This is a genomic window from Micromonospora sp. NPDC050784 (assembly GCF_044456765.1).
In the GTDB taxonomy this organism is placed as follows: Bacteria; Actinomycetota; Actinomycetes; order Mycobacteriales; family Micromonosporaceae; genus Micromonospora; species Micromonospora foliorum.
Genome location: NZ_JBITGG010000007.1, coordinates 268134 through 277406 on the forward strand (window position 1 = coordinate 268134; position 9273 = coordinate 277406).

At 72.5% G+C, this 9273-nt stretch carries 12 protein-coding genes; 10 read left to right on the top strand and 2 right to left on the bottom strand.

What is annotated here, in order from left to right; all coding sequences use genetic code 11:
- The first annotated feature begins 81 nt into the window (after positions 1 to 81).
- The 5 genes from ACIBD9_RS12645 (at position 82) to ACIBD9_RS12665 (ending at position 3928) form a co-directional block, all read left to right on the top strand.
- Entirely contained in the window at positions 82 to 561 is a 480-nt protein-coding gene (locus tag ACIBD9_RS12645; RefSeq protein ID WP_396717070.1) for a UDP-N-acetylglucosamine--LPS N-acetylglucosamine transferase, read from the top strand.
- Positions 558 to 1232, top strand: coding sequence for a glycosyltransferase (locus ACIBD9_RS12650; protein ID WP_396717072.1), 675 nt, complete (start codon positions 558 to 560; stop codon positions 1230 to 1232). Before ACIBD9_RS12645 ends, ACIBD9_RS12650 begins: the two co-directional genes overlap by 4 nt.
- The gene (locus ACIBD9_RS12655; RefSeq protein WP_396717074.1) at positions 1229 to 2152 is read left to right on the top strand and encodes a glycosyltransferase family 2 protein; all 924 of its coding nucleotides are present in this window, start codon (positions 1229 to 1231) and stop codon (positions 2150 to 2152) included. The genes ACIBD9_RS12650 and ACIBD9_RS12655 overlap by 4 nt, the downstream gene beginning before the upstream one ends.
- 94 nt (positions 2153 to 2246) lie before the next feature.
- Positions 2247 to 3425: a chorismate synthase gene (aroC, locus tag ACIBD9_RS12660; protein ID WP_387176424.1), complete on the top strand. Its 1179-nt coding sequence runs from the start codon at positions 2247 to 2249 to the stop codon at positions 3423 to 3425.
- Positions 3425 to 3928 (top strand): shikimate kinase, encoded by a 504-nt coding sequence (locus ACIBD9_RS12665; protein ID WP_396717076.1) that lies wholly within the window; start codon positions 3425 to 3427, stop codon positions 3926 to 3928. The genes aroC and ACIBD9_RS12665 overlap by 1 nt, the downstream gene beginning before the upstream one ends.
- A gap of 109 nt (positions 3929 to 4037) precedes the next feature.
- On the opposite strand, the gene ACIBD9_RS12670 is transcribed toward ACIBD9_RS12665, so the two are convergent.
- Positions 4038 to 4766: an alpha/beta fold hydrolase gene (locus ACIBD9_RS12670; RefSeq protein ID WP_396717078.1), complete on the bottom strand. Its 729-nt coding sequence runs from the start codon at positions 4764 to 4766 to the stop codon at positions 4038 to 4040.
- Positions 4767 to 4844: 78 nt separating this feature from the next.
- On the opposite strand from ACIBD9_RS12670, the gene ACIBD9_RS12675 reads away from it, so the two are divergent.
- The 5 genes from ACIBD9_RS12675 (at position 4845) to nusB (ending at position 8433) form a co-directional block, all read left to right on the top strand.
- Positions 4845 to 5843: a helix-turn-helix transcriptional regulator gene (locus ACIBD9_RS12675; RefSeq protein ID WP_396717080.1), complete on the top strand. Its 999-nt coding sequence runs from the start codon at positions 4845 to 4847 to the stop codon at positions 5841 to 5843.
- A 10-nt stretch (positions 5844 to 5853) separates the two neighbouring features.
- Positions 5854 to 6933 (top strand): 3-dehydroquinate synthase, encoded by a 1080-nt coding sequence (gene aroB / locus ACIBD9_RS12680; protein WP_396717082.1) that lies wholly within the window; start codon positions 5854 to 5856, stop codon positions 6931 to 6933.
- Entirely contained in the window at positions 6930 to 7355 is a 426-nt protein-coding gene (gene aroQ, locus ACIBD9_RS12685; protein ID WP_387176414.1) for a type II 3-dehydroquinate dehydratase, read from the top strand. The genes aroB and aroQ overlap by 4 nt, the downstream gene beginning before the upstream one ends.
- Positions 7356 to 7441: 86 nt before the next feature.
- Positions 7442 to 7999 (top strand): elongation factor P, encoded by a 558-nt coding sequence (efp, locus tag ACIBD9_RS12690; RefSeq protein WP_007458344.1) that lies wholly within the window; start codon positions 7442 to 7444, stop codon positions 7997 to 7999.
- A gap of 23 nt (positions 8000 to 8022) precedes the next feature.
- Complete coding sequence (nusB, locus tag ACIBD9_RS12695) at positions 8023 to 8433, top strand: transcription antitermination factor NusB (protein ID WP_208641306.1); 411 nt, start codon at positions 8023 to 8025, stop codon at positions 8431 to 8433.
- Between the two features lie 90 nt (positions 8434 to 8523).
- Here the strand turns inward: nusB and ACIBD9_RS12700 are convergent, their stop codons facing one another.
- Positions 8524 to 9012, bottom strand: coding sequence for a transcriptional regulator (locus tag ACIBD9_RS12700; RefSeq protein WP_007458348.1), 489 nt, complete (start codon positions 9010 to 9012; stop codon positions 8524 to 8526).
- Between the last annotated feature and the right edge of the window lie 261 nt (positions 9013 to 9273).

Consider the following 9273-nt stretch of genomic DNA (forward strand, 5'->3'; position numbering starts at 1 on the left):
CGCTATTCAACGACCGGGGATCGTGTGATCTGCTTCTGCGTGGCGTGAACTGAAATTCCAAGCGAACTTGTGGGGAGTCGCGTGGACACGAACAACGACGACAGTGGGGCGCCGGTGCTGCTGCTGGTCGGCTCCAGCGGCGGCCATCTGGCCCAACTACTGGCCCTGCGGCCCTGGTACGAACAGTGGCGGCGCTGCTGGGTCACCTTCGACACCCCGGAGGCGCTGTCGCTGCTGACCGGCGAGGATTTGGTGCCGGCGTACCACCCGACCACCCGCAACGTGCCGAACCTGCTGCGCAACGCGCTGCTGGCCTGGCGGGTGCTGCGGGCACGGCGGGTCGCCGCCGTGGTCACCACCGGCGCCGGGGTGGCGGTGCCGTTCGTGGTGCTGGCCCGGCTGCGGCGCATCCCGACCGTCTACATCGAGGTGTACGACCGGATCGACACCCCGACGTTGACCGCTCGGCTCTGCCGGCCGTTCCTGTCCGCGATGCTGGTGCAGTGGGACGAGCAGCGCCGGCAGTACCCCGAGGCGACCGTCGTCGGGACGCTGCTGTGACCGGGGAGACGGGCACCGCCCGGCGTCCGCAACCCCGGCCGACCACCGAGGCGGCCCGCCTGCCGCGCCAGCGCGACAGCTCGCCGGTCGCCCAGCTGCGACTGCTGGTCGCGGTGGGCACCGACAAGCACCCCTTCGACCGGCTCGTCGACTGGGTGGCCCAGTGGCACACGCAGGCCGCCGGCCCGATCGGGCTGACCGTGCAGCACGGGCACACCAGCGCGCCCCAGCTCCCCGGCGCGGTGCCGTTCCTCGGCCACGACGCGTTGCAACAGGCGATGGTCGATGCCGACCTGGTGGTCTGCCACGGTGGTCCGGCGACGATCCTGGAGGCCCGCCGGCACGGCCACCTGCCCATCGTGGTGCCCCGCGACCCGGCTCGCGGCGAGCACGTCGACAACCACCAGCTTCTCTTCGCCCGCCGGCTCGGCGCCGCCGGGCTGGTGGCGCTCTGCGAGACCCGGGAGGCGCTGCACGACGCGTTGGCCGCCGGGGTGGCCGACCCATCCCGGTACGCGGTGGCCGCCGACCCGGAGGCACACGAGGCACAACGGGCGGCGGTGGCCCGGGTCGGGCAGATCATCGACGACCTGGTGGCCCGCTCGACCCCGCGCCCACTCCGGTGGCGGGTCTGGTCCCGGCCGCGTCCGGGTACGAAGGAGACTCGATGACCCAGCAGCCGAGCGTCAGCGTCGTGGTGCCCACCCGGGACCGCCCCGAGCTGCTGCGGGCCGCGGTGGGCGCGATCCTGGCACAGGACTACCCGGGCCTGATCGAGGTCGTCGTGGTGTTCGACCAGTCCGCGCCGGACGAGTCGCTGACCGAGCTGGGCGGTGGCCCGTCCCGCGCGGTACGGGTGATCCGCAACGCCCGTACCCCCGGGTTGGCGGGTGCGCGCAACAGCGGCACCCTCGCGGCCGAGGGTGAGCTGGTCGCCTTCTGTGACGACGACGACGAGTGGCTGCCCGACAAGCTGGCCGCCCAGGTCGACGCGCTGGCCGGCGATCCGGCCGCCGAGTTCGTCTGCTGCGGCATCCGCGTCAACTACGACGGGCACACCGTCGACCGGGTGCTCGACAAGGACCGGATCACCCTGGACGACCTGCTCCGCGACCGGATGACGGAGCTGCACCCGTCGACCTTCCTGATCCGCGCCAGCGCGCTGCGCAACGGGTTCGGGTTGGTCGACGAGGAGATCCCGGGCAGCTACGCGGAGGACTACGAGTTCCTGCTCCGGGCGGCGCGCAGCGCCCCGCTGATCAACCTGCGCACGCCATCGGTGCTGGTCCGGTGGCACAAGCGCTCGTACTTCGCGCAACGCTGGGACACCATCTCCGAGGCGTTGCAGTGGTTGCTGAAGCGCTACCCGGAGTTCGCCAGTCAACCCGCCGGCGAGGCCCGGGTGGCCGGGCAGATCGCGTTCGCCCAGGCCGCCTCCGGCGACCGCCGGGGCGCGCTGCGCTGGGCCCGGCGCACCCTGCGGAGCAACCCCCGGGAGCCGCGCGCCTACCTGGCCCTCGCCGTCGCCGGTCGGGTGGTCCGGGCCGACGCGGTGCTGCGCACCCTGCACAAGCGCGGTCGAGGGATCTGAGCCGCCGCCCGCGCGAGTGGGCGGCGAGGTCCGCTGGGCGGGACGCCCCGGGGAGCGCGCCGGGTCGGTGGCCCGCCGTGACAGACTGACCGCTGTGTTGCGCTGGTTGACTGCAGGTGAATCGCACGGTCCCGCCCTCGTCGCGATGTTGGAGGGGGTGCCGGCCGGCATCGAGGTGACCACCACCGAGATCGCCGACGAGCTGGCCCGTCGACGGCTGGGCTACGGCCGGGGTGCGCGGATGTCGTTCGAGCGCGACGAGGTCGAGCTGCTCGGCGGCCTGCGGCACGGCGTGACCCTGGGCAGCCCGGTGGCGATCCGGGTCGGCAACTCCGAGTGGCCGAAGTGGCAGACGGTGATGGCCGCCGACCCGGTCGACCCCGACGAGCTGGCCCGGCAGGCCCGCAACGCCCCGCTGACCCGCCCCCGGCCGGGCCACGCGGACCTGGCCGGCATGCAGAAGTACGGCCACACCGACGCCCGGCCGATCCTGGAGCGCGCCAGCGCCCGGGAGACCGCCGCCCGGGTGGCCGTCGGCACGGTCGCCAAGGCGCTGATCCGTCAGGCGCTCGGCATCGAGATCGTCTCGCACGTTGTCGAGTTGGGTCCGGTGGCCGCTAAGCCCGGGCTGCGCCCGACCCCGTCCGACGCCGCCCGGATCGACGCCGACCCGCTGCGCTGCCTCGACCCGGAGGCCAGCGCCCTGATGGTCGCCGAGGTCGATGCCGCGAAGAAGGCCGCCGACACTCTCGGCGGCGTGGTCGAGGTGCTGGCGTACGGGGTGCCACCGGGGCTCGGCAGCCACGTGCAGTGGGACCGCAAGCTAGACGCCCGGCTGGCCACCGCGCTGATGTCCATTCAGGCGATCAAGGGTGTGGAGATCGGCGACGGTTGGCAGCAGGCCCGGTCCCGCGGCTCGGAGGCGCACGACGAGATCATCCCGTCGGCCACCGGCGTCCGCCGGGTCACCGACCGGGCCGGCGGGCTGGAGGGTGGCATCACCACCGGTGAGCCGCTGCGGGTCCGCGCCGCGATGAAGCCGATCTCCTCGCTGAACCGGGCGCTGGCCACCGTGGACATCACCACCGGCGAGCCGGCCACCGCGATCAACCAGCGCTCCGACGTCTGCGCGGTGCCCGCCGCGGCGGTGGTCGCCGAGGCGATGGTGGCGCTGGTGCTCGCCGAGGCGGCCACCGAGAAGTTCGGCGGCGACTCGATCGCCGAGATCCGTCGCAACCTGGCCGGGTACCTCGACGCGCTGGTCATCCGCTGATGGCACCGGTCGTCGTGCTGGTCGGCGCGCCCGGCTGCGGCAAGACCACCGTCGGGCGGGCGCTCGCCGCCACCCTCGGCGTGGAGTTCCGTGACACCGACGCCGACATCGAGCAGATGGCCGGGAAGCCGATCCCGGAGATCTTCATCGACGAGGGTGAGGCGCACTTCCGTACCCTGGAACGGGCCGCCGTGGCCGCGGCGCTGGCCGCCGGCACGGGCGTGCTCGCCCTCGGCGGCGGCGCGGTGCTGGCCGAGGAGACGCGGGCCGCCCTGATCGGGCACCGGGTTGTGCACCTCTCGGTCGAGCTGCCCGACGCGGTGCGGCGGGTCGGGCTCGGCGCCGGCCGGCCGCTGTTGGCGATCAACCCCCGGGCGACCCTCAAGCACCTGCTGGACCAGCGCCGGCCGTTCTACGCCGAGGTGGCCACCGAGACGGTGGTCACCGACGGCCGGGCCCCGGCGCAGGTAGCCGCCGAGGTCGCCGCTCTGCTCCCGCGCTGACGCCCCCACCCTGCCGCGCCGATCTTGCACTTGCTGTCCCGGCGTAAGGGGCATTCGCCGCATCTCGGCAACCGGAACTGCAAGATCGGCGCAGTGGGGTGGGTGGTCCTCAGCTGCGGGCGACCAGGTCCAGGACGTCGGTCAGGGCCTTCGGCTCGCTGAGCATCGGCCAGTGGCCGGTGGGCAGCTCGTGCAGTTGGCCGTCGGCCAGGCCGGTGAAGAACGGGTGCTCCTCCTGGATCATCTGCCGCACCACGCTGAGCGGGAAGGTGCTGGCGACCAGCGCGGTCGGCACCGGGCGCCCACCGGTGCGTCGGACCGGGTCGGTGGCGGCCCGCAGCGGCTGCGGGGTGGCCCGGGTGCGCAGCAGCGCGAGCGTGGGCTCGTCCAGGCCGGCCAGGTTGGTCGGGTCGGCGGTCGGGTCCCAGGCCGGCGGCGGCAACAGGTGCCCGGTGCCGATGGCCGCGCGCAGCCGCTGCTGCTCCTCCGGTGGCACCGTGTCGAACTGCGCCGTGCCGTCCGGCAACGGCCCACTCTCCACGTAGACGACCCGGGCGATCCGGTCCGGAACGCGGTCCGCCGCCTGGGCGACCGGCATCCCGCCGCCGGAGTGCCCGACCAGCAGGACGTCCCGCAGGTCCTCGACCTCGATCAGCCGGACGATGTCGGTGGTGTGCGTGTCCAGGCTGACCTCCGGCCCGGCGAGGTGGTCGCGTTCGGCCACCCCGGTCAGTGTCATCGGATAGACCTCGTGCCCCTGCGACCGCAGCGCGACGGTCACGTCCCGCCATGCCCAGGCACCCAGCCAGAATCCCGGCACCAGCACGAATGTCGCCATCTGTGGCTCCTTCTCTCGGTTACCGACAGACCGTACGATCGAATCCGGACAGGATCCGCCCGGTTGGAGGAGTGGCCCGTGTCACATCCCGCAGGACGGGTGCTGGCCCTGCTCGAACTGCTGCAGACCCGGCACCGGGCGACGGCCGCCGACCTCGCCGGCCAGCTCGGGGTGGACGAGCGGACCGTGCGGCGGTACGCGACCACACTTGTCGAGCTGGGCATCCCCGTGACCGCCGACCGGGGCCGCTACGGCGGCTACCGACTGCACTCCGGATACAAGCTGCCGCCACTGATGCTCACCGACGACGAGGCGGTGGCCGTGCTGCTCGGCCTCGTCGTCGCCGAACGGGTCGGGCTCGCCACCGAGCAACCCGCCACCGCCACCGCGCTGGCGAAGATCCGCCGGGTGCTGCCGGCGGCGCTCGCCGACCGACTCGCCGCCGTCCAGGAGCACCTGGGCTTCACCCTGCGTCGCCCGGAGCCGGAGCGCGGCCCGGCGTCGGGCACCCTGCTCGCGCTGGCCTCGGCCACCCGGCACCGGCAGCGGGTCGCGTTGGACTACCGCTCCTGGCGGGGCGAGCAGTCGCACCGCGAGCTCGACCCGTACGGGCTGGTCTTCCATTCCGGCCGCTGGTACGTCACCGGCCACGACCACCGGCGCGGCGAGGTCCGCACGTTCCGACTGGACCGGATCGGCGCGGTGACGCCCGGCGTGGCGACGTTCACCGTGCCGGACGGGTTCGAGGCGGTGGCCTGGGTGACCCGGTCACTGGCCGGGGTGCCGTACGCGCACGAGGTGGAGGTCGTGCTGGAGACCGACTTGGTCGCCGCCCGTCGTCGCATCCCGCCCAGCGTGGCCGAGTTGAGCGTCACCACCGACGGGGTGCTGCTGCGGGCCCGGGCGGAGAGCCTGCCCGGGATGGCGGCGCTGCTCGCCGGGCTGGGCTGTCCGTTCACCGTGCGGCATCCGGACGCGCTGCGCGCCGCAGTGGCCGAGCACGCCCGCCGGTTGGCGGAGTGGGCCGCCCGGCCAGCAGGTGGACAGCCGCCCTCGCCGCGCCGCCCGCTGGACTAGGCTGCCGGCGATGGACGAGGTGACCCGGATTCCGGTCGGCGGCGAGCGGCCGTACGACGTCTTGGTGGGACGTGACCTGCTGGGCGCGCTGCCCGGCCTGCTGCCCGGCGCGACACGGGCGGCGGTGCTGCACGCGCCTCCGCTCAAGGCTCTCGCGGACGCGCTCGGTGAACGCCTGCGCGCCGCCGGCGTCGAACCACTGCCGATCGAGGTGCCCGACGCCGAGTCGGGCAAGCACATCGACGTGGCCTCCGCCTGCTGGGACCGACTCGGCGCGGCGGGCTTCACCCGTACCGACGCGGTGGTCGGGGTGGGCGGCGGCGCGGTGACCGACCTGGCCGGCTTCGTCGCGGCCTGCTGGTTGCGGGGGGTGCGCTGGGTGCCGGTGGCGACCTCGCTGCTGGGCATGGTCGACGCCGCGGTGGGCGGCAAGACGGGCATCAACACGGCCGCCGGCAAGAACCTGGTGGGCGCGTTCCACCCGCCGGTCGGGGTGTTGGCCGACCTGGCCACCCTGGACAGCCTGCCCGCGGTCGACCTGGCGGCCGGGTTGGCCGAGGTCGTCAAGTGCGGCTTCATCGCCGACCCGACGATCCTGGATCTCATCGAGAGTGACCCGGAGGCCGCCACCGACCCCCGTGGGCCGGTGAGCCGGGAGCTCATCGAGCGGGCGATCCGGGTCAAGGCCGACGTCGTCTCGGGCGACCTGCGCGAGTCGGGCGTGCGGGAGGTGCTCAACTACGGTCACACCCTGGCCCACGCCATCGAGCAGAACGAGGGCTACCGCTGGCGACACGGCCACGCCGTCGCCGTCGGTCTGGTGTACGCGGCCACGCTGGCCCGCCTCGCCGGGCGGCTGGACGCGCCGACCGCCGACCGGCACCGGGTCACCTTGCGCGCGCTGAACCTGCCGGTGAGCTACCCGGCCGACGCCTGGCCGCAGTTGTTGGCCGCGATGCGGGTGGACAAGAAGGCCCGGGGCAGCCGGCTGCGGTTCGTGGTGCTGGACGGGCTGGCCCGCCCGGCGATGTTGGAGGGCCCGGACGACGCGCTGCTGGAGGCCGCCTACGGCGAGGTCGCAGACCGGTGAGGGTCCACGTCTTGAACGGGCCGAACCTGGGTCGGCTGGGCACCCGCGAGCCCGACGTGTACGGCGCGACCACCTACGCCGACCTGGTGGCGCTCTGTGAGACCACCGGTCGGGAGCTGGGGCTGGAGGTGACGGTCCGGCAGACCGACGCGGAGCACGAGTTGCTCGGCTGGCTGCACACGGCGGCCGACGAGGGCGCCGCGGTGGTGCTCAACCCGGCCGCCTGGTCGCACTACTCGTACGCGGTTCGGGACGCCTGCGCCATGCTGCGGGGGCCGCTGGTGGAGGTGCACATCTCCAACATCCACACCCGCGAGGAGTTCCGGCACCACTCGGTGGTGTCGGCGGTGGCGACCGGGGTGATCTGCGGTTTGGGCATCGACGGGTATCGTCTCGCTCTGCACCATCTCGCCACCCGTTGAGCGGCCGCCCCGAGCGGGGACCGGCCGATTCGACGCAGCTAGTAGACTCGTAGGGTCTGTCCGCCAATTGATGATCAAGGCAGGAAATGGCCTCCACCAACGACCTCAAAAACGGCCTGGTACTCAACCTGGACGGCGAGCTTTGGGCCGTCGTCGAGTTCCAGCACGTCAAGCCCGGTAAGGGTGGTGCCTTCGTGCGCACCACGCTGAAGAACGTGCTGTCCGGGAAGGTGGTCGACAAGACCTTCAACGCGGGCACCAAGGTCGAAACCGCGACCGTTGACAAGCGCACGATGCAGTACCTGTACGCCGACGGCGAGGACTTCGTCTTCATGGATCTGGAGACCTTCGACCAGATCACCGTTCCCGGTGGCACCGTCGGTGAGGCAGCCAACTACCTGCTGCCCGAGGCGGAGGCGACTGTCGCCCAGCACGAGGGTGTGCCGCTCTACATCGAGCTGCCCACCAGCGTCGTGCTGGAGGTCACCTACACCGAGCCGGGCCTGCAGGGCGACCGTTCGACCGGCGGCACCAAGCCGGCGACCGTGGAGACCGGCGCCACCGTGCCGGTCCCGCTGTTCATCACCACCGGCGAGAAGATCAAGGTCGACACCCGCGACGGCCGTTACCTCGGCCGCGCCTGATGGCTGAGGGTTCCAAGCAGCAGATGCCGGCGCGCCGCAAGGCGCGCAAGCGGGCGCTGGATGTCCTCTACGAGGCCGACCTACGGGACAAGCCTCCGGTGGAGGTGCTCGCCGGCTACGTGCAGCGGATCGAGCAGCCCCGACCGGAGCATCTGGGATACGCGGTGGGCCTGGTCGAGGGTGTCGCCGAGCACCTCGACCGCATCGACGAGCTGATCGCCAGCTACGCCGAGGGTTGGACGCTGGAGCGGATGCCGGTCGTCGACCGTAATCTGGCCCGGATCGCCGTCTACGAGTTGCTCTACGTCGACGAGATCGACGACGCGGTGGCGATCAGCGAGGCCGTGGAGCTGGCCCGGCAGATGTCGACCGACGATTCGCCGCGCTTCCTCAACGGGGTGCTCGGCCGGATCGCCGAGTACGCCACCCGCTGAGCGTCCCCACCGAACGCCGTACTGCGAAAGGGCCCGTGCCAGTCGGCACGGGCCCTTTCGGTGAAGCGGCAGATCAGGTGGAGCGGCAGATCAGGAGGCGAAGAACGCCCGGGGGTCGGCCACCAGCACGCCGTGCTCGGTGAGCCGCTCGATCAGCCCCGACGGTGAGGCGTCGTAGACGATCGCGAGCGCCCGCAGGTCGTCGGCGCGGATGGAGAGCACCCGGCCGTTGTAGTCGCCGCGCTGCTGCTGGATGGCGCGGGCGTAGCGGGCGACGTAGGCCAGGTCCTCGGAGGCCTCGTCGTAGAGCCGCTCCAGGTCCAGGACAATCTTGCTGGTGGGCTCGTGACGGACACCACTGCCGTCCGGCAGCAGTTCCGAGACGGGCACGCGGTAGAACTCGGCCAACTCGGCCAGACGGGACACCGTCACGGCCCGGTCGCCACGCTCGTACGAGCCGACCACCACGGCCTTCCACCGCCCATTCGACTTCTCCTCCACACCCTGCAGGGAGAGACCCTGCTGCTGGCGGATGGAGCGCAGGCGGGCGCCCAGAGACTTGGCGTATTCAGAGGGCATTCGGACACTCCCAGTGCTGCTCGGGGTTCTCCCGTCGATCGCTACGGAGCGTGACGGTACGGGGAATGCGACACGTGGTCAAGTGGTCGTGCCCCTACCGTTGCGGAGCGTCCGGGGAGTTTTCCCCTTTTCCGGAGCCTGACCCGGTGGTCAGCGGCCGCCGTCCCTCACCCCGGTGACCACTGGTAACGTGGCGGAAGCCCCGGTCCAGGTCCGCTGCGTGGTCCGGCCGGAGGTGCCCGACATCCTTTAACGACCCGT

Coding starts and splice junctions, on each gene's coding strand:
- aroB (WP_396717082.1), top strand. CDS start 5,854: ATGGACGAGGTGACCCGGATTCCGGTCGGCGGCGAGCGGCCGTACGAC.
- efp (WP_007458344.1), top strand. CDS start 7,442: ATGGCCTCCACCAACGACCTCAAAAACGGCCTGGTACTCAACCTGGAC.
- nusB (WP_208641306.1), top strand. CDS start 8,023: ATGCCGGCGCGCCGCAAGGCGCGCAAGCGGGCGCTGGATGTCCTCTAC.
- ACIBD9_RS12665 (WP_396717076.1), top strand. CDS start 3,425: ATGGCACCGGTCGTCGTGCTGGTCGGCGCGCCCGGCTGCGGCAAGACC.
- ACIBD9_RS12655 (WP_396717074.1), top strand. CDS start 1,229: ATGACCCAGCAGCCGAGCGTCAGCGTCGTGGTGCCCACCCGGGACCGC.
- ACIBD9_RS12670 (WP_396717078.1), bottom strand. CDS start 4,766: ATGGCGACATTCGTGCTGGTGCCGGGATTCTGGCTGGGTGCCTGGGCA.
- ACIBD9_RS12700 (WP_007458348.1), bottom strand. CDS start 9,012: ATGCCCTCTGAATACGCCAAGTCTCTGGGCGCCCGCCTGCGCTCCATC.